A 19,898-nucleotide genomic window follows, 5' to 3' on the forward strand; every position below is an offset into this window, starting at 1 on the left:
CTCAAAGCGAGATCAATCGCAGTCGGACTTCAGGGTGAACGGATGCGCCTGAAAAAGACAAACGGCGGCAGGAATGAATCCTGATCCGCCGTTTGTTGCTTTATCGAACTGCAATGTCTGAATCGCATTACCCGCGAAGGCAGGCCAATGCTGTTTCTGCTGCGGCCTGAACTTCTGGAGCGTCTGATTTTGCGACGTTTTCCAACTCTGCGATTGCAGGGTGAGCGTGGTCTCCGAGTCCGCCAAGGCTCAGGCAGGCAGCGGCACGAACTTGTGGTTCGCTGTCTTTCAGAGCGAGCGCGAGGGCTTTGGCTGCATCTTCTTCGCAGGTTCCTTCGACACTACCGAGAGACACCGCAGCAAACCAGCGAAGGGTGCCATCTTCACTCTTCAGCGCGTCGTTCAATTTTGTGAACGATTGGCGATCCTCTGGAGCGATGTGAGTCAGTGCCTCGGCAGCGTGCAGGTTGGTCAGACTGGTGCCAGCATCTCGCAACGCTTCCAGTTCTTTGACAGCTTCCACTGCTTCCGGGCCCATGCGTCCCAGCAGATAAGCTGACAGTCGAATGATCTGCTCGTCTTCGTTTTTTAGATGCTTGGAGAGTGTCTGAACTGAACTCCAGGCATCGTCGGCAATGTCGCGAAGAGTCGATGCCGCATAGACGGCTACGATTGGCTCGCGATCTTCCAGCAGAGCATGGACCGCAACGGTCGCTGCTCGTGCGCTTTGGCCGTGTTCGCCAAGTTCCTGCAGGGCCAGAACGCGATCGATAGCAACGCTGCTTTCCAGTCGTTCGACCAGCGGAACGAGTTCTTCTGGGAGTCCGTCACAAAGGGCGACCAATCGTGTATTTGCCCAACTCTCATCCAGCGGGAGTGGTTTCGCAGCGACAGCCAGCACCTGATCCCGAGTGATGTCGGTGACGCCCCACTCTGCTTTCTTCTCAACGACCGGCGTTTCAACAACTGGCTTCTCAGCGACAGTTGCAGAGACGGTCTTGAAATCGTTCTCTTGTTCGGAACTGACTGCAGCGAGTTCCGCTTTGGATTCTGCTTTGGTACTCGCAGCGGAAATGACTGTGGCCCAGTCGTCGTCCGCAATCCGTGGAGACGAGGCGAGTGTGGCAGGCTTGGCTTCTGGAGTCGTGGCCGGGGCTTTGACCCAGTCTTCATCAACAGAGGCGAGTGTTGCTGGTTTTTCAACCTGTGCTGGCTTCGAAATGATATCGATGTCGACAGGCGCGGTTTCTGCGGCAGGCTTCGCTGCAGCGACCCGAGACTCCGTCTGCGCAGCCTTGGCGGCAATCTGTGCCGGTGTTGCTTCTGGAGCTTTATCTTCTGCTTTGCGGCGTGACGCCATCAAAATGTCCGCTGTTTCCGGAGCAATTTGATTACGAAGATTTTTCTTCAGCCCGCGACTGTTTGATTCAATGCCGCGTTTTGCAAGAAGTTCCTGACGCTGCTGAGCGTATTTGTTCTCAGGCTGTTGGGTCAGAACGTATTCGTAGATACTCATGGCGGCTTCAGGCCGGCCATTCCGTTCATATTGCGCTGCTGAGGCGACGAGGCGATCGATTCGGGTAGCAGGCGACTCAGGCGTTTTCGATCCTGTGAGATAGCTTGATGTTGCGCAGCCACTTGCCGAAGCAATCATAAGTGGTGCGAGCAACAACGTCATCTTTGCAAACTGGCGCATCCTTGCCCCCTTTTACGAAAGCCCCCCGGCCTTCAGATGTCATTGCGGTTCTTACGAATTGACGTGTTATGCCCGCAATTCGGAATGCCAATCAGACACTGGCGGAAGGCATTCGCTCATTCTTTGTATCGACTTGGCCAAATGTCAGAATGAACGGAATGCCACGAAATCTTCGCGAAAAAGGTCAGATTGATTTAACCCGTGCCCGGGAATGTTCAGGTATTGCCCATGCGATCTGAGACGTTTGTGCGAACTTTGGTCCAGTCAATGTTGGGTGATTGACTGAAAGAAGTTCGCCCATCATTGGATTTCCGCTCTCTGCCATGATTCGCAGCAGATTGAGTCGACCCAGTTGTCCGATGAGACGGCCTTGTTGAACAACAGGTAATGATGCGTACTCGTGCTCTTTGAGTAGTCGAGCAGCGGACTCAATATTATCTGTCAGTTCCAGGCTGGAGAGGACAGGCGACATCAGCGCAGCGATATTGGTGCGACCATCTCCACCCATCAGTCGGTAACGGAGGATTTCATGGTCGGAAACAACGCCCAGCAGACGGTCCTCTGTATCGATGACATAGATCTCACTTGTGTTATGCGAGATCAGTTGCTGTTCAGCTTCGCTGATTGCCTGATCCGGCAGCGCAGTGGCTGGAGCCCGTAAGGCAACGTCGCGAACTGTTTGAAACATTTCTCATCCTTCTGCCAGCACAGTGAAAGTCAGGCAGTCCATTGCCAAACTTGATTCATGCGATTTTCTCTTGTCACTTCTCACTACTAAATGAGACAGGCGAACTCGCCACCTGGTGAGAGTGACATTTCGCATCAAAAGAACATGCATGAACGCGGCCGTATGGACGTACCGAACGCCATCAGATGAATGCCATCGGCGTCTGCGCGGTTTCGGGTGAGTGGAAAAGAGGGGGAGAAGAACCTTCAGCGGAAATCAAACCGCTAAAAGGGAATAGCAATTGTGAATTCTCCAAATTCCCATTGAATTTTCTGCATCTTTGTCGTGAAACTGGAGTGAGGAGGAATTGGGCGTTGCGGCAGAAAGAGCCAGTCGGAACTTGTTCCGTTCACTTGAGCAGTGGATAATGCAACTAGACCCTAATTCACTGGCAGGAAGTGCAGGAGCATCATGGGAGGGGAAGCTGCGAAGTTCCAGGAGTTCATCAATTCTCAGGCTTTCTATGCAATTGGCCTGGCAGTTGCGTTTGTCGTTTTAGCAGTGCTCATTCACAGGATTCGTGCCTGGTATCGCGGTAGTAACGATCCTGTCGATGATCGTAATGAAATCATTCGTGAATTTCGGGAATTGAAACAGCGAGGTGACTTGTCGGAGGAGGAATTCCGATCCATCAAGGGGAATGTTTCGAGTCGCAAAAACCAATAAAATGGAATAGCGTGATTTGAGGCGAGATCCAGATGGGACTGATTGCGAGGGGCGTTCGATAGTTTTTTCTGCGAAATTCCCGTCGCATTTGCAACAAGTCGCGTCAGCAACGTCATGACGTTCGTTTCCACAAATTTTCGACATTGTCGGACAGATGTGAAACGATAATAGACAGATAGAAAGTGCAGGTCTGTTCGTATCGAGATGATTCCGTAAACAAGAACGTTTCTTGGGACTCATCAACAATCGATCAGCCTGAAGGAGTGGATGTCACAGACGGACTGCATCACGCAGTCTTACGAATGTGACATCTAGTGTGCACGTTCAAGATGACGATCTCCGTATCGTTTACCCGTTGCCGAACATGGAGGGGGCGAGCGGGCAGCTATTAGTTCGAGACCCACTCGGACACAAGCCTTAAAGGGTTCTACATGACCTCCAAGGAAATTAGTGCTAGCCGTAAAGGAACAGGCAAGAAAAACGCCAACTGTTCTTTTTGCGGCAAAAGCTATCGGGATGTCGGTCCATTAGTGGAAGGCCCCGGCGATGTTTATATCTGCGGAGAATGCATCGATCTGTGTCAGTCGATCCTGGATCAGGATCGCCGCCGTCGCGGAGAGAGTAAAAAGCTTTTCCAGAAGGTTCCCACACCTCGTGAGATTGTGGCGCACCTTGATCAGTACATTATTGGACAATTGCACGCCAAACGAACAATGGCGGTGGCAGTCCACAACCACTACAAGCGGTTGATGCTGGTTGAAGATGTTGACAACGATATTGATATCGAGAAATCCAACATTCTGTTCATCGGACCAACCGGTTCCGGAAAAACGTTGCTTGCACGAACAATTGCCAAGTTCCTGCAGGTTCCATTTGCCATCGGAGACGCGACGACGCTGACCGAGGCCGGATACGTTGGTGAAGACGTTGAGAACCTGATTCTGAAACTGTTGCATGCAGCCGATTTCGAAATCGAAGCGGCTCAGCGCGGGATCATCTTCATCGACGAGATCGATAAGATTGGCAAGACGAGCCAGAACGTATCGATCACTCGAGACGTGTCCGGAGAAGGCGTTCAGCAATCGCTGCTGAAAATGCTGGAAGGGACCGTTTCCAATGTTCCACCACAAGGGGGCCGCAAGCACCCGGAACAGCAGTACATTCAGGTTGATACTTCGAACATCCTGTTTGTCTGCGGCGGAACATTCGTCGGACTGGAAAACATCATCGCCAAACGCCTTGGGCGGAAGATGATTGGTTTCGGTCAAAGTTCTCGCGACGAGGAAGAACAACGTCGTCAGCTGCTGTCTCATGCGACAGTAGAAGACGTCCTGGAATTCGGGTTGATCCCTGAATTGCTGGGTCGTCTTCCAGTGCTCAGCACTTTGCAGACGCTCACCGAAGACGAGCTGATGCACGTCTTGACCGAGCCTAAGAACTCGCTCATGCGTCAGTACGCGAAGTTGTTTGAGATGGAAGGTGCCGGGCTTGAGTTCCAGCCTCAGGCGTTGCGGGAAATTGCCCGAATCGCCCGAGCAAAGGAAACTGGAGCTCGTGGGCTTCGAAGTGTGGTGGAAAACGTGATGTTCGACATCATGTATGAACTACCAGATCGGGGCAAAGGCATGCACTATGTGATTACGCCAGAAGTTGTTCGCGGTGAGAAGAAGCTTTTCACCACAGACGAATCGGCCGCAGCATAGTCTGTACGCCTGCAGGCAATCTCCAACTGGAATTGCCTGACAATTCGAGAACTCTCAGGGCGACTCAATTCGGTTGAGTCGCCCTGTTTTCGTTTGGCGACTCGTTCCCCGAGTCCGAGAGAGTGTTTCGCATTTCGAATCGAATTTGCGCGGTCGGTGGAAAGGCCGAACCGGTCTATCGAATGATTCGCGTGCGGGAGAAGTCAGGGATTCTGACATCGTGAGACTTCCCATTCCACATGATGCGTGTGGTGGAAGAAGGAAGGTGTACGAACAGCGGCTTGCCGATCAACGCTCGTTTCGGGACAGCGGGGTCAGGCCAGACTCGACTATCAACCGAGACACGGCTGTTGTCGCCGAGGACATAGAACTCTTCCTCGCCCAGCTTCGTTGTGATCGAATCCTCATTCTGTACCGGGGTGTAATACACATCTCGGGAGAGCTCGACATCCAGAACTTGGCAGGCAAGTTTTGAGACGCCGAATCGCGCTGGGACCTTCACGGATTTTGTGTCAGAAGTCGTCTCAAACGCAAAGGGAGAGAGCGCCTCTTTGCCGTTGATCGCCACAACCACTTGACTGTCGAAAGTGGAGAATTCGAGATGAATCTCCTGATGTGGTGCCTTCGTGCTCAATGAGCCAACCCGAACAGGAACAGCATCATCGTTCCGTGTGAGGCGGCACTCGTATTGTCCGAAGTCGAGCGTCACGGTGAAGCGGTTGCTGGAATTCAGCAGCTCCATCTCGAAACATCCCGTTCCTTGCACGTCCTTTAATGTCAGTGTCAGGAAGAACTCGTCGACCGGATTTTCATTGCCTTCTGTGACGGCATTGTAACCGGAGTCATCGATGATTGGGGCAATGTGTGATTGCTCGTAAAGTGCGTTGATTGCTTCGTGAAAGCCAGCCGAGTCTGATTTCGCCAACCATCCACGACGTTCAACATCTGTCATCACGCCAGAGCACGTGACGATTCCGTTTTCGTATTTCAATCGAGAGTAGCGATCGTCTTTCAGATCAATCTCTCGCGGCCATTTTGCGAGCGGTGCCTGTGAACGATGTTGTCCACCGGCTCGAATCCAGTGCCGGTAATCGATCCAGTCTGCACGGATATCGAACTGATCTCCCAGTCGGTTAATAGACAGATGCGACGGCTCCATCTTCCAGGCGGAATCCGAGTCCCGTGCTGTCCAGCCTGGCCAACTGTCAGGGTCTTTCCCGGATGTGCGGTTTTTATACCGGGCAATCGGGACCTTCATACTGCGTTGAACTGAGAGGGGCTTGCGACAGAGTTTTCCATCGGCATAGACATCTCCGCTTCGCAGCTCGATCGTCTCCCCAGGCAGTCCAGCGACGCGTTTCACGTAGGCTTGTCGCGGATCAGAAGGGTTGCGAAAGACAATCACTTCCCATCGCCGTGGATCACGAAACTCATAGGCGTGCTTGTGAACGAGAAGCTGATCGCCTTCTGTTCTGGGAAGCGTCTGGAATTCGATGTCTGTCAGCGAGCAGTTTGGGCAGCGGATCTCTGTTGGGATCTCCAGCCCGATATCGTAGTTCGCCTGTGCGAAGCGCTGAGTGCCTTCTTCATTGGAGGGCGCCGCACCTCGTGCAAATTCGAACTGGCATTCCGGACAGACCACCTGCCGATGATATCCCAGTAGCGTGGGGGCCATCGAACCGGTGGAGATCATGAAGCCTTCGGCTGCGAATCCCCGAAAGAGAATGACAGCGACAGCCAATAGGACGAACGATTCCGCGACATGGCGGAAGGTGCCAGCGGTTGCAGGCTGAGCCGGAGCTGTTGGATGAAAGTCCAGCATGAAACACAACGTCGGTACTGGTTTTTACGCGATTGTGTTGATTTTAGCGGATTTGTCAGTTGTGTCGAGGTGAGCTCTCCGGTGATACAGGGGCTGCAATTCGCAGTTGATAAGACAGGGAGTGTCGTTGTAACTGCTTTTGAGAATGAGTTTTGGGGAGAAGAGAGGTGGATCCAGAGCAGTCAATCGATGCTGAACAGAGTCAGGATCTCTGGAGAAGCGCTCCGCAAGCGGTATTCGACTGCCGGTTTCCTTCTCGCAGGCAGATGGCGAAGCCGTTCTGCGGCTGATGGGCGGCAAATTGCTGAGCGGTGATCTTATGACCGGTCAGCTGAGATCTGCGCGGGCCATTATTCCTCTTCGTCGTCGATGCTTTCGACTTCGTCGTGTGGAATCATATGACTTGGAGGGCCGAACGATTCCGGAATTGCAATCACGACGGGAAGGTCGCTGCTCGGATACTGATCGGCGAGAGCAGGGGGATGAACTGCAACTGCAGGGGCAACGGTCGCCAGCGGTGCCTTCTTTGAAGCTGGTTGGCCTGCTTTAGCAACGCGAAACCCGACGTCGCCCACCCACAATGTGTCATCAATGTTGAGTGACGCTTCGGTGACGACTCGTGTGTCATTGACACGAACACCGTTCATGCTGCCGAGATCGCGAATAACAAAGCGATCGTCAATCTGAGCGACGCAGCAATGCTTTCGGGAGACCTTCCGGCTGGTTGTGATCACGATGTCACATTCCTGGCCCCGACCGAAGAATAGAATTGCTCGATCCAGAATGATGGGCGCACTTCCATCCAGAGGAACGAGTGACCACTTCATCGTGTGAAGGCCTTCCGATTGCGCCCGGAGTCTGGATCTCAGCGTCATCTCGACGCCGATTAGCAGCATTTTAAACCATTTTGAGAATTGAGCTACCGTGATTCCCGATATGGTTTCGGGAATCGGAGAGGATTGGAGTGTTTGGAGAGGTAGTGTCAGCAAAAACGCCCCGTCGACTGGATTGCCGATCGGGGCGTTCAGGTTTTCAGGCCGTATCTTCAGGCGCTCTTCTCGGAAAAGCACCTTGTTCAGTTCAAATGGAGTCCCGTTTGAACTGCAGATGATGCGACGTATCTCACGTGACTGCGGAATTCCGGTCGGGAGGCGAGTTCCGCTGGCGTGCAAGGTGCTCCATGATCGGAGCAACCAGAGCGGTCCACCCTGTCTGATGGTTCCCGCCCATGCCACGTCCTGAGTCACCGTGGAAGTACTCGTAAAACAAGACCAGATCTCTCCAGTGCGGATCGTTTCGGAATCGTTCCCCACGTGAGTAGCTGGGGCGATGTCCTTCATCGTCTGCAAGGAAGAGTCGGACCAGTCGACGGCGCACTTCGTCTGCGACCTGACCCAGGTTCATCATGTTCCCGGAACCGGTCGGACATTCGATTTTGAATGAGTCTCCATAGAACGTGTGATAACGATCAAGTGCCTCGACGATGAGATAGTTGAGCGGGAACCAGATCGGTCCACGCCAGTTCGAATTTCCTCCGAACATCCCACTGTCTGATTCACCGGGGACATACGAAACGGTCATGTCCTGCCCATTCAGATGGAACTTGAACGGGTGCTTCTCATGGTACTTGGACATAGAACGAATTCCGTACGGGGACAGGAATTCTTCTTCGTCCAGCATGTACCGCAGAATGCTTTCGAGTCGTTGGCGGGTTGGAATCGCCAACAACCACATTCCCTGCTTCTGACCTTCTTCTTCACTGCGGTCAAGGAACGTCATGAACGTTCCCAAATCCTGACGGTGCTTCTTCAACCAGTCGACACGAAGTTTGAATTCCGGCAGCTGATTGATGATGCGTTCGTAAATGACGTCCACTGTCAGAAGCGGCATCAGGCCAACGATCGATCGGATCCGCAACGGGATACTTTGACCGCCGACATGGAGGTGGTCGTAGTAGAACCCGTCAGCTTCATCCCACAGGCCAGTTCCATCCAATGAATTCATTGACTCGGAAATGGAGATGTAGTGATTGAAGAACTTGAAGGCGGTGTCTGCATAAGCAGGATTTCCGTCTGCCAGTTCGAATGCAATCGACAACATGCTGGCGCAGAAGAATGCCATCCACGCAGTGCCGTCCGCCTGCTCAAGGTGCCCACCTGTCGGCAGGGGTTTTGAGCGGTCGAAGACTCCGATGTTATCGAGACCGAGGAAGCCACCTGTAAAGATGTGCTTCCCGCGAACGTCCTTCCGGTTGATCCACCACGTGAAGTTCAGAAGAAGCTTCTGGAACACACGTGACAGAAACACCCGGTCGCGTTGTCCTGGCGGTCCTGTGAGCTGGTACGTTCTCCAGCAGGCCCATGCATGAACAGGTGGATTGACGTCGCTGAAATTCCACTCGTAGGCAGGGATCTGCCCGTTCGGGTGCATGTACCATTCACGCAGGAACATGATCAACTGGTCTTTGGCGAAGTCGATGTCCAGTTGCGAAAACGGAATCATGTGAAACGCTGAATCCCATGCCGCGTACCATGGGTACTCCCACTTTTCCGGCATGGAAATCACGTCGTGATTCATCAGGTGAGACCAGTCCCCATTGCGAGGGAGATGGCTTCGGTGCAGCGGCGGACGTGCAGGGCCATCCTTGAGCCAGTCATCGACCGAGTAGTAGTAGAACTGCTTGGTCCAGAAGAGACCTGCGCCGGCCTGACGCATGATGCGGCGTTCATCGGAATTCAGATTCGAGCCGAACTTGAGTTGATAGAAGGCATCCGCTTCGGCAATGCGTTGTTCGAAGATGGATTCGAACCCTTCACCGAAGGCTTCACGCGGTTGGTCCTCTTCCGCGCACAGGCGGAAGCAGACTTCGACGGATCCATTCGCTGGAACATTCAGAATGTGCAGTGCAGCGGCCTTCGTTCCCTTCTGCTGCGGCGCGATCGCGCGTTTCATCCCTTTCGTCAGATACAGATGAAAGGCGTCTTTGCAGTTGGGGCGAAGATTCTGCGGAGAGGTTGTTCGGCCGGTGTTCGTTTCGTTCTCTGTAAACAACCAGCGAGGACGCGCCCCACGCGGACCGGAACCAGCATAGATGCGGTGATTTCCAAGCGTAGCGTGCTCTGCGAGAACGCAGTCCTGACTGAGTTGTGTCAGTGACGGCTTGGGAACGTCTTTCTCGATCAGGGTCGGATTGGACCAGGTGTTCCTGAACCAGAACGTTGGCAGCAGGTGCAACGTGGCAGCTTTGGCTGCGCGATTGGCAACGGTGATCCTGATCAGGATGTCGTCCGGTGAACTTTTGCAGTATTCAACGAAGACGTCGAAGTATTCGTTGTTGTCGAAGATTCCGGTATCGATCAACTCGAACTCAAGTTGATCACGTCCTCGCGCCATGTTCTCGTGGACAAGACGGGAATACGGGAACTCATTCTGTGGGTACTTGTAGAGTCCTTTTGCATACGAATGCGTGGGCGTTGCATCCAGATAGTAATAGCACTCTTTAACGTCTTCTCCGTGGTTCCCTTCCGGGCCACTGAGTCCGAAGAGGCGCTCTTTCAGAATAGGGTCTTTCCCATTCCACATTGTGAGCCCAAAGCAGAGACGACCTTGTCGGTCCGTCCAGCCGAGGATTCCGTCTTCACCCCAACGGTATGCTTTCCATGTGGCGTCATCATGAGTGAAGTACTGCCAGGGTTCGCCGTTCGCAGAGTAATCTTCGCGAACTGTTCCCCATTGTCGTTCGGCAAGGTACGTGCCCCAGCGTTTCCAGTTCTGGCCTGGTTCGCGTCGAGTCTCAGCTGCGAGTCGTTTGACCTCCGCTCCTCTCATCGAAAAATCAAGCAATCAAATCTCCTCGCCGGCAAACTGCACATATCATGCTTCCCCGGAGCGTGGGGTCGAGCATCATCTGGATTCCATTCAAGTAGGTGACGAATCACCATCACTCACGATGTTGGTGAGTTTAACAGAATAGGACATCTCTGAGACAAGTCATTTATTTCAGATCGTCGGTTTGCATCCGTAAGCAAGTTTCGTAAACCTGTCTGAACTGAATGCATCCTGTTTTTAAACTTCATATCTGCGAGAATTGATAGGCGGCATTCTGTCGCCTCTGATTCGCCCCGTACGGAAGCAGTCATGACACAGTGGCAACGTCAAATTCCATTCAAGGTCGATATTGCTGGCGTTATCGACATCATGGGAGCGTCGCTCTATAGCCGCCCCGACACTCCGATACGCGAGATGTTGCAGAATGGACACGACGCAATCATGCGCCGCCGTCGTCAGGATCTGGATTTTCGTGGCCGCATCGATGTTGAGCAGGACGCCGAACGGCACACGATCACCTTTCATGATGACGGGATTGGTCTGACTCCCGAAGACGCCGAAGATTATCTCGGCACCGTCGGGTCGGGCATTACAGGATTGATTAAAAGGTCAGGGGATGTTCCGGAAACGTCTGGCGGAATCGGAGATCGTGGGGATCTGATTGGTCAGTTTGGTGTCGGGCTGTTCAGCGCGTTCATGCTGGCCGATCGACTGACAGTTTCCAGCCGTCATAGCAGTGCAGAGTCTGGCGTGTTGTGGGAAGCTGGTGCAGGAACCGAAATTTCCATCGCCTATATCGATCGCGGTATGCCGGGCACCAGTGTGACACTGCATCTGAAGCCTGAGTATTACGTCCTGGCTGAAAAGCCGGAGGCGATGGAAAAGGCGATTCGTGAGTATGCTGATTTCCTGCCGATCCCGATTTATTTGAATGGCAAATCGAAACGGGTGAACGTGATTCATGCGGCATGGTTTGAACCATCGCAAGACTACGAAGCAACCGAACTCGCGTTGCAGGAATATTTTGATGAAGCCCCGATTGATGTGATCCCGATTCGCGTGGAGAAGCCTGCATCGATTGCCGGCGCACTCTATGTCACGCCGCAACGGGTCCCCGGGTTCACCGACAAATCGACGGTGATGGTCACAGTGCGACGCATGGTGATCTCACGAAAAATTCAGGGATTGATTCCCTCTTGGGCCACCTTTCTGCGTGGGTGCCTGGAGCTTCATGACAGCTCTCCAACGACCAGTCGTGAAGACCTTGTGCGGGATGAACATTTCCTGCGCATCCGGTCGACTCTCGAAGATCGAATCTTCCAGCATTTCTCGGAGTTGCAAGAGACTGATCCAGCACGACTTGAAGCTGTCGTAAACTGGCATCGATACACGTTTGCTGGTGCCGCACTTGAGAATTCGAGATTGCGAACGCTGTTGCGAACTTGCTACCGGCTGCCGACATCTCATGGTCCATTGACGATTGACCAGATTCTTGACCGCTCCCCGGCTGACCCGCTCTATGAGGAAGAGGCCGATCGGGTGGTCTGGTACAACACGGATCGACGTCAGGAACGCTGGGTGAACTCACTGTTTTCTGAGCATGATGTTCCTTGTGTGCACACCTTCCGCAGCTTCGAGGAATCGCTGCTCGCGCAGTGTGCGCACGACGATCACGCACTTGGGCTCGTGTCTGATTTGCGAGTAGCAACGCCGAGCGCGCCAGGGTTTGCCTCAACCATTCTGGGGGTCAGTGATCTGGAAGATGCTGATCCACAGTGGCGTGAGTTTCTCGGAAGTATTCAGGCGAAAGTGATGGTTGGTTCCTTCCGGAGTGATCAACCAGTCATGGCGTTTCTGAATGAACGCTATGAACTTGCCAGATCCTTCGACGAAATGAAGCAGCGCGGGGAGATTCCTAAGGGGTTTCAGCGTTTGATTGAAACGCACTTCAAGAGCGAAGGGCCTCAGGAAAACGAAGTGATCCTGAATCGGAATCATGCCTTGATTCGACGGGCACTCTCGCAAAAGCCGGGGACGCCGCTCTCCAGCGTGATGCGGCTGATTGTGATCAACGCTTTGAATTCCGCCGGCGCAGCGACTCCGGATGTGGCTCGCAAGCAGCAGACCGATGATCTCGACTGGATCGCGGAATGTCTGTGGGGAAAAGACTCGTAAGCGGCAGGATGTGGTTTCCGCCGACGCTTCAATCTTCCAACTCAGTCTGTCATTTGTGAGGGACTGAGTTGGAGTGTGCTGTCATGCACTGCGTTTGAGCTTCGAAGGTTTGTTTGAACGAACACCATTGATTGTGATCGTTTCACTGGAGAGTGTGAAAAGCCCCAGGAAGCCTTTGGATCGGCGGAGTTCCAGTTCGGCGCGGCGTTCTTCAGCGGTCATTTGCCGCACTGACTGTTCATCGAGACTTCCTTCAGGCAGGTGCGTCTGGGTGACATGGTGTGTCATCAGGAGTCCAATAAGACCGCCGCCAACCAGAAACATGCACATCAGCACTCCCAGAAAAAGATTGCGGAGTGTCTGGTCCCCGAAGAGGTACGAGACAGAAGTGACAGTGAGTGCCCCAATCGCGAGAGTGACGCACGCCGCAAATCGAATGCGGGCGATTACTTCGGTGGAGCTATTCTGTTCGGTCATTGTGGCCTCCTGCCTCTCTTCTCGCTGTCACCTGCAGTCAGATTTTGTGGAGAGTCCCTGCAGATTGGCAAAGTGGGAAGGGGCTCCGCAAACTCCCGGCTTCATCGCAGGGAGTGTTTCAGGTGCGGGCAAAATATAGAGAGAATCAGCATCGTGACTCCAGAGCAGTTTCATTGGCTCCGGGGCAGGGCTTTGCTGAGGGATCGGGCTCACGAGCGACTCCGCATTTGAGCGAAGAATGTTGAGCGGAGCCCGGGACGGGAAGTCTCGACCGGAAATGCACTTGTCAGCAAGTTTGGATGGATGAACTTGCTTGGTAGAAGTTCCACCGCAAGCATTCAAAGGTGGCGGTGCGGCGGTGGTGCAGCAAATCGATCACGTCGTCGGCAATCTGTTCACTGCGAACGAGAATGTCGAGAGATGCGCGCACGAAAAAAGGGAGAGCAGTGAACGCTCTCCCCGATTTCTGAATTATCGCCTGCGGCTGCTTATTCGTCGGCGACGTATGGGAGCAGACCGATAAATCGGGCTCGCAGAATCGCGGTACGAACAGCACGCTGGTAAATTGCGCTTGTACCAGTTCGGCGTCGTGGCAGGATGCGACCTTCGCGGTCGATCAGCTGCTTCAGTGTCTTCACGTCTTTGTAATCAACGTAGACTGGACGTGGAATGACACCATCTGGACAGAAGCGGCATTTGAGCTTTCGCTTCAAACGGGCGCGCTTCTTACGAATTTTACGGATGTCAACTTTGTTCAACGTCGCCATGAAATGACCTGCCTGATAGGTCCTTACTTGAAATTTTTAGGGAACGAAGATTGTCGCAGACCGGGAGCAATTCTGCAACGCTCCCGGGCATCTGTAGGGAAAATTCCTCCTAAACTCCCTTGTTGAAACCGTAAGTGGCAAGCTACGCGAGACTTATGGGCATGCTATCGAGTGCTTTGGAGCCTGGAGTTGGTCATTCGTACCCAGATTTTTACTCAATAACCCATCGGGAATGACGAGTTTGTTCTGTCTTGGTGGCGTTTGGCTCGAACCGTTCCTCGCGTTGAAACGGTGTGTAACTGTCGTGTTGGCAATAAGATGTGTGGAGTTGAGGCCGGAGAGCAGCGTCAGGGCAAAGCAGGAGGGATTGCGCAACAATCGCGGATCAGGCAGATTCGGGAAATAAGGAGCCTGTCCGTGGATCTCACCGTTATAACCGCAACTCGACAGCGTCCATCTCACTTGGCTCAATGTCTGAGTCAGTTCCAAATTCAAAGTTCGCATGGAATTGCGAGTGAGCAGATCGTGGTTTCTGATGGGGTGGATCGGCACGCTCGGGGGATTGCCGGCCAGTGGGGAGCCCGATTCTGTGAGGTTCCGCAACCATTGGGCAATGCCGGAGCAGGGGCCAAGGACTTGGGGGTGCGAGAGGCGCTGGGAGACTATGTCTGTTTCTGGGACGACGACAATGTTTACTATCCCCATGCACTGGCGACGCTGTTTGCGGCGGTTCAGGGGGCGGATATCGGAGTTGTGAGGATTCAGCATCGGTTCAGGACGCGACCCGGGTTTGTTGTTCTTCCCAGAGTCTGGGGGGGTGAATTCCGGAAGGGGGATGTGGATACAATGTGTGTCTGTGTCCGTCGTTCGCTGGCTCTGAAGGAATTGTGGGCTGACGGTCTTCCGCCCCCGGGAACGGACTGGCGGTGGTTGAGGCGATTGCAAAGATATCAGCCGGTCATCCGTTTTGTTCCAGTCATTATCGGGGTTCACCTGTAAGATTTCCTTGTGGGGATCTTTTCAGGGTGTTCACCTGTGACGGATTTGTAGGGAAGTGTCGTTTCGGTATGTGGCATCCTGTTTCACAACTTTCTGAAATTCCTGACGGCTCTGGTCGTGAATTCGTTGCCGGTGACCGGATTGTGGCTGTCTTCCGGAGTGGCGATCAGCTTTGGGCGACGGATGGGATCTGCCCGCACGCCGGTGGCCCACTTGGGGAAGGAAAGTTGGAGGGGACTGTCGTCACCTGTCCCTGGCATGGGTGGCAGCTCGATGTTTCGACAGGCCGACATTGTTTGACCCCTCAAATTCGCGTTCAGTGCTTTGACGTTCAGGTAGTTGAAGGGGAAGTGCAGGTGGATTTGCCATGAATGATTCCGTGTCACCTGTGCGTAAGTCGGATCGATTCCTGGGGATCTTTGCCCTTGGATTTGGTACCGGTCTTGTCCCCCGAGGGCCGGGAACTGCAGGCAGTTTGCTTGGCCCCCCACTGGTTTGGAGTCTGGGAGCGGATGGCCGAGCCCCGTGGCTGGCTGTGGCGGCTGGAGTTCTGCTGTTCGTCGTCGGAATCCCGATCTGCAATGCTGGCGTGCGTCTGTTGGGGAAGAAAGATCCCGGTCAGGTCGTCTTTGACGAGATCGTTGCGTTCTTCTGGGTTTTCCTGTTAACGCCAGTCACCTGGGTGACCGCAGTTGCCGGTTTCCTGCTCTTTCGAGTCTTTGATATTGCCAAGCCTTGGCCGATTCGCCGGTTTGAGAAGCTGCCTGGCGGACTCGGGGTGATGGCCGACGATGCCGTCGCAGGCTTAATGGCCGGGGCGATCCTGGCGGTTGGTTGGCGCATTTTCACATAGATCAGAACTCGGAGTGTGTTCTGATTGCCGGGATGTTGATGTCGAGATCGTTCGTCCAGTCGTGCGGCGAACCTTGATGGGGGCCTCTCTCAGACCTCAAATGTTTCGCGATAGCGTGGCACAATCGGGGCTTCGTCTACGTAGTTCCGAATCAGGTCGCTCAGTGATTCAGCAGCGTCCGGTTCGGCATGAACCAGGAATGCTTTTCCGATATTTGCGTGCCGGGAACTTTCCTTAAACCACCAACTCAGGTCGCCAGCGTCTCCGTGGGCAGAGAGTCCATGAACCTGCTCGACTTTGGCTTTCAGGTGGAACTCCTGTCCGAAAATTCGCACGATCGGGTGGCCTTCTGCGAGTCGGCGTCCCAGTGTGTTGGGGGCTTGGTAGCCCATGAGAAGGACCGTGTTGCGTGGGTTCCCGATGGCATGTTTCAAGTGGTGAACGACGCGACCGTTTTCGCACATTCCACTTGCTGCGATAATCGCGAGCGGAGTGGTGACACGATTGAGGTCGATGCTCTGTTTCTGGTTCTCAATGTATGTCAGGCCTGGAAAGTGAAACGGGTCCTCGTCGGTTGTGAGTGACCTCTGGACGTCGGCGTCCAGGTCTCGTTTGTGTCTGAGGAAGAGGTGGGTCACCTTCATCGCCAGTGGACTATCGACGTAGATGGGAATCGAAGGAAGTTTGCCGGCGTTATGCAATTCATTGAGGAAGTGCGTGACCTGCTGAGTGCGTCCCAGGGCAAACGCAGGGATGATGACCCGGCCACCTTGTCGCATTGCATCTTCGAAAACATCGAGCAGAATTTGCTTCAGGTCTTCCTGGGAAGGGTGCATGCGGTTGCCGTAGGTCGCTTCGCAAATCACGGCATCCGCTCCGTCTGTAATGATCGCGGGATCATTCAGAAGCGGAGTGTCTCGACGGCCCATGTCTCCTGTGAAAACAACCCGTTTTGTTTCTCCTTCGTCTTTCAGAACGAGTTCAGTGATGGCCGACCCAAGAATGTGACCGGCGGGCAGGAAACGGATTCGGACTTCGTCATTTTTGTCCAGTCGAGTCCATTCGTTGAATGAAATCGGTTCAAAGAGTTTCATCACCTCCCGGACATCTTCTGTGGTGTATAGAGGGTCAATCGGAGGGTGGCTCCCGTTGAGCTTTCTGGACAGGTAAATCGCGTCTTCTTCCTGGATTTTGGCAGAGTCCAGAAGCATGAGTTCTGCGATGTCGGCGGTGGCGTCCGTGCAGAAAATGGGACCACGAAAACCACTGCGATAAAGACGTGGGAGATTTCCGCAATGGTCGATATGTGCGTGAGAGAGAATCACTGCATCCAGTGCGGGAGGATTGCAGTAGAAGTGTTCGTTTTTGCGACGAGATTCCGCTCGCGGTCCTTGGAAAAATCCACAATCCAGCAATAGCCGGCGACGTGATGTTTCGATGAGATGCTGGCTGCCGGTGACCTCACCAGCAGCCCCGAGGAAGGTGATTTTCATATCAAAAATATTCGTTGATAATTGAATGCTCGTCGAGAGGAATTCTTTCGTGAAGCAGGTGTGGTGGAAAGGTGTTAAGGTTGCGCCGCCGCAGATTCTGTGAAAATCAAAATCTTCACTGTTGCGGCTTGACAGAAACGGTCGAAAACACGACTGTCCGCACCGTCCAGATTGGACGCGACGCCCGAACACATGTGAACAAACCCTTCGCAACATGTTCGCTAGAGGACCAAAAAATCGCGTTGGCCGCATCGCCAAAGGTACATGCTAGACATGACCTGATTGCCGCCAGTCTCGCAGCTCATCCTGCTGCGCAACACGCGAAGGGTTTGAATTTAAGATCCTGCGGCAGGCTGATAACGCTTGCCGCAGGATTTTTCTGTATCTGGTGTCTGGGACCGGTGAATCTGTTGGTTTCGTGCCGTGAACTCCGGGACGCGAAGCAGATTCACAAGGGAACGCCCGACTTCCATTTTTTTGAATCCATTGTCAGACTGGACTCGACGCACGGAACATCACGATTTTGTGCGAAAAGTTAGGTCGGAATTCTGCGAGGCGGTCTTTGATTGGATCGCGGGATTTGTTGACGGATTTTTGACTTGCCCTCGTAGCTCAGCAGGATAGAGCGCTAGTTTCCTAAACTGGAGGTCGTGGGTTCGAATCCCGCCGGGGGTAATCTCTTACGCTGATTTCTGGAGTCGGTTTTAGGTCGCTCCAGGTCTGCTATTCAGGGGAGTCGTCCCCGGGCGCTGAGTTCTGATACCGCGAGTGCTGTCTGCCGCAGGATTTGGCCTGTCTTTCTGGCCTGCGGGAATTTCTCTGCGGTCAATCTCGACATTGTGCCTTTGAATCAGGATGATTCGCGGCACTCCCAAAACCGGAGGACGGCATCATGATTTGCCGCTCTGGTGATTTGGAGTGGTCAACTGTCTTGAACGTTAAGATGAAGGAACGGTCGTGCGCTGGTCACAGAATTTTATTCCGACCATGAAGGAAGTCCCTGCTGATGCAGAGATTCCAAGCCATCAGCTCATGCTCCGCGCCGGATTGATTCGCCAGTTGATGGCCGGTGCCTATACCTATTTGCCGCTGGGGTATCGCGCACTGCGCAAAGCCGAGGAAATTGTCCGTAATGAAATGGACAAGGCCGGTGCCGTTGAACTGCACATGCCAGCCCTGCAGCCAATTGATCTCTTCGAACGGACTGGGCGAATCGAGGCGTTCGGGAACGTGTTGATCAAGTTCAATGTCACGCGCCGAGATCACAAGGTTGCGATGGCACTGGGGCCGACTCACGAAGAAGTGGTGACGGACCTGATCGCCCGGCATGTCAGCAGCTATCGTCAGTTGCCGCTGACCGTTTATCAGATTCAGACCAAGTTCCGTAACGAAGAGCGACCTCGCTTTGGTGTGTTGCGAACGAGTGAGTTCCTGATGAAGGACGCATACTCCTTCAGCACTTCGATTGAGCAGCTCGACGCCATTTATACGGCGATGTACAACGCCTATGTTCGAATCTTCAAACGTTGCGGACTCGAAGCGATTCCGGTCGAAGCGGAAAGCGGACCAATCGGCGGGGATGCATCACACGAGTTCATGATTCCTGCTGACAACGGAGAAGACAGCATCGTTCGTTGCGGTGGTTGTGGATACGCTGCCAATCTCGAACGAGCTGATACCGGTCGTACTGCACCGGCACTGGCTCAGGGGACTGCTGCTGTCGCCACGGTTGATACTCCAAATGTGGGGACGATCGAACAGCTTTCTAAGTTCCTGAAAATCCAGCCAAGTCAGCTTGTGAAGACACTGGTCTATGTTGCAGATGGCACACCAGTTGCCGTTCTTCTGCGTGGAGATCATGAAGCGAACGAAGGTAAGGTTCGCCGTGCTCTTGGTGCGAAAGACGTTGGACTCGCCGACGAAGCCACTGTTCAGAAAGTGACAGGGGCCCCTGTTGGATTTGCAGGTCCGATTGGCCTGGCATGCAAGATCATCGCCGACTTTGACGCGATCGCCGTGGCAGACGCTGTTGTCGGAGCCAACGCCAAAGATCAGCATATGACCGGTGTGAATCCCGGTCGTGACTATCAAGTGGCTGGCACTTATGACTTGCGAAATGCAGTCGAAGGGGATCCTTGCCCGAAGTGTTCTGCGTCAATTGGATTCGTGCACGGGATTGAAGTCGGGCACGTTTTCAAGCTCGGAACGAAGTACTCTGTGTCACTGGACGCGACGTACCTCGATGAGAAGGAACAGCGTCATCCGATTATCATGGGGTGCTACGGGATCGGCGTGAACCGTATTATCGCTGGACTTGCAGAGACCTGTCATGACGAAAACGGGCTGGTCTGGCCAATGTCCGTTGCTCCTTATGAAGTCATCGTTGTGCCATTGAATGTTAATGACGCAACGGTTGTCGAAGAGGCGAACAAGGTCTACGAGCAGCTGAAAGAAAACGGCGTTGACGTTCTGATCGACGATCGCGACGCACGGCCGGGATTTAAGTTCAAGGATGCCGACCTGATCGGGATCCCGCTTCGCGTTGTGATTGGCGGAAAAGGTCTGAAGGAGGGTGTCGCCGAAGTCAAATGGCGAACCGCTGCTGACCCCGTCCTGGTGAAGCTCGAATCTGTGGTTGCTGAGGTCACAGAAATGGTGAAGCAGGCCAAGGCAGAGTTGGCGAAGTAATTCG

Annotated in this window: 15 protein-coding genes and 1 tRNA gene; 8 read left to right on the forward strand and 8 right to left on the reverse strand. The window is 53.7% G+C overall.

Features of this window, described 5'->3' with window-relative positions:
- Window positions 1-127: 127 nt before the first annotated feature.
- Together SH527x_RS18080 and SH527x_RS18085 are read right to left on the reverse strand one after the other, a co-directional pair.
- Window positions 128-1,696, reverse strand: coding sequence for a HEAT repeat domain-containing protein (locus tag SH527x_RS18080; RefSeq protein ID WP_437192082.1), 1,569 nt, complete (start codon window positions 1,694-1,696; stop codon window positions 128-130).
- A gap of 184 nt (window positions 1,697-1,880) precedes the next feature.
- Complete coding sequence (locus tag SH527x_RS18085) at window positions 1,881-2,384, reverse strand: CBS domain-containing protein (protein ID WP_437192083.1); 504 nt, start codon at window positions 2,382-2,384, stop codon at window positions 1,881-1,883.
- A 450-nt stretch (window positions 2,385-2,834) separates the two neighbouring features.
- Between SH527x_RS18085 and SH527x_RS18090 the strand changes: the two genes are divergently transcribed.
- Window positions 2,835-3,089, forward strand: coding sequence for a hypothetical protein (locus SH527x_RS18090; protein WP_437192084.1), 255 nt, complete (start codon window positions 2,835-2,837; stop codon window positions 3,087-3,089).
- A 431-nt stretch (window positions 3,090-3,520) separates the two neighbouring features.
- On the forward strand, window positions 3,521-4,792 hold the full coding sequence (gene clpX / locus SH527x_RS18095; protein ID WP_437192085.1) for an ATP-dependent Clp protease ATP-binding subunit ClpX: 1,272 nt from the start codon (window positions 3,521-3,523) through the stop codon (window positions 4,790-4,792).
- Between the two features lie 175 nt (window positions 4,793-4,967).
- On the opposite strand, the gene lepB is transcribed toward clpX, so the two are convergent.
- From lepB to SH527x_RS18110, 3 genes are all read right to left on the reverse strand, one after another.
- Window positions 4,968-6,614, reverse strand: coding sequence for a signal peptidase I (gene lepB, locus SH527x_RS18100; protein WP_437192086.1), 1,647 nt, complete (start codon window positions 6,612-6,614; stop codon window positions 4,968-4,970).
- A 350-nt stretch (window positions 6,615-6,964) separates the two neighbouring features.
- Window positions 6,965-7,441: an FHA domain-containing protein gene (locus SH527x_RS18105; RefSeq protein WP_437192087.1), complete on the reverse strand. Its 477-nt coding sequence runs from the start codon at window positions 7,439-7,441 to the stop codon at window positions 6,965-6,967.
- Between the two features lie 295 nt (window positions 7,442-7,736).
- On the reverse strand, window positions 7,737-10,442 hold the full coding sequence (locus SH527x_RS18110; RefSeq protein WP_437194651.1) for an MGH1-like glycoside hydrolase domain-containing protein: 2,706 nt from the start codon (window positions 10,440-10,442) through the stop codon (window positions 7,737-7,739).
- A gap of 309 nt (window positions 10,443-10,751) precedes the next feature.
- On the opposite strand from SH527x_RS18110, the gene SH527x_RS18115 reads away from it, so the two are divergent.
- On the forward strand, window positions 10,752-12,617 hold the full coding sequence (locus tag SH527x_RS18115) for an ATP-binding protein (RefSeq protein ID WP_437192088.1): 1,866 nt from the start codon (window positions 10,752-10,754) through the stop codon (window positions 12,615-12,617).
- Window positions 12,618-12,698: 81 nt separating this feature from the next.
- Here SH527x_RS18115 and SH527x_RS18120 read toward each other — a convergent pair whose 3' ends face one another.
- Complete coding sequence (locus SH527x_RS18120) at window positions 12,699-13,094, reverse strand: hypothetical protein (protein WP_437192089.1); 396 nt, start codon at window positions 13,092-13,094, stop codon at window positions 12,699-12,701.
- Window positions 13,095-13,582: 488 nt separating this feature from the next.
- Entirely contained in the window at window positions 13,583-13,861 is a 279-nt protein-coding gene (gene rpsR, locus SH527x_RS18125; RefSeq protein ID WP_437192090.1) for a 30S ribosomal protein S18, read from the reverse strand.
- 417 nt (window positions 13,862-14,278) lie between these two features.
- Between rpsR and SH527x_RS18130 the strand changes: the two genes are divergently transcribed.
- The 3 genes from SH527x_RS18130 (at window position 14,279) to SH527x_RS18140 (ending at window position 15,713) form a co-directional block, all read left to right on the forward strand.
- Complete coding sequence (locus SH527x_RS18130; protein ID WP_437192091.1) at window positions 14,279-14,860, forward strand: glycosyltransferase family 2 protein; 582 nt, start codon at window positions 14,279-14,281, stop codon at window positions 14,858-14,860.
- A 68-nt stretch (window positions 14,861-14,928) separates the two neighbouring features.
- Window positions 14,929-15,231: a Rieske (2Fe-2S) protein gene (locus SH527x_RS18135; protein ID WP_437192092.1), complete on the forward strand. Its 303-nt coding sequence runs from the start codon at window positions 14,929-14,931 to the stop codon at window positions 15,229-15,231.
- Window positions 15,228-15,713 (forward strand): phosphatidylglycerophosphatase A family protein, encoded by a 486-nt coding sequence (locus SH527x_RS18140; protein ID WP_437192093.1) that lies wholly within the window; start codon window positions 15,228-15,230, stop codon window positions 15,711-15,713. The genes SH527x_RS18135 and SH527x_RS18140 overlap by 4 nt, the downstream gene beginning before the upstream one ends.
- Window positions 15,714-15,802: 89 nt before the next feature.
- On the opposite strand, the gene SH527x_RS18145 is transcribed toward SH527x_RS18140, so the two are convergent.
- A complete protein-coding gene (locus SH527x_RS18145) occupies window positions 15,803-17,206 on the reverse strand; it encodes an MBL fold metallo-hydrolase (protein ID WP_437192094.1) in 1,404 nt (467 codons plus the stop codon).
- A 601-nt stretch (window positions 17,207-17,807) separates the two neighbouring features.
- Between SH527x_RS18145 and SH527x_RS18150 the strand changes: the two genes are divergently transcribed.
- Window positions 17,808-17,881 (forward strand) — tRNA-Arg (locus SH527x_RS18150).
- A gap of 282 nt (window positions 17,882-18,163) precedes the next feature.
- On the forward strand, window positions 18,164-19,894 hold the full coding sequence (locus SH527x_RS18155; protein WP_437192095.1) for a proline--tRNA ligase: 1,731 nt from the start codon (window positions 18,164-18,166) through the stop codon (window positions 19,892-19,894).
- The last annotated feature ends 4 nt before the right edge of the window (window positions 19,895-19,898 follow it).

It is taken from the genome of Planctomicrobium limosum, assembly GCF_051465645.1.
Classification (GTDB): Bacteria; Planctomycetota; Planctomycetia; order Planctomycetales; family Planctomycetaceae; genus Planctomicrobium.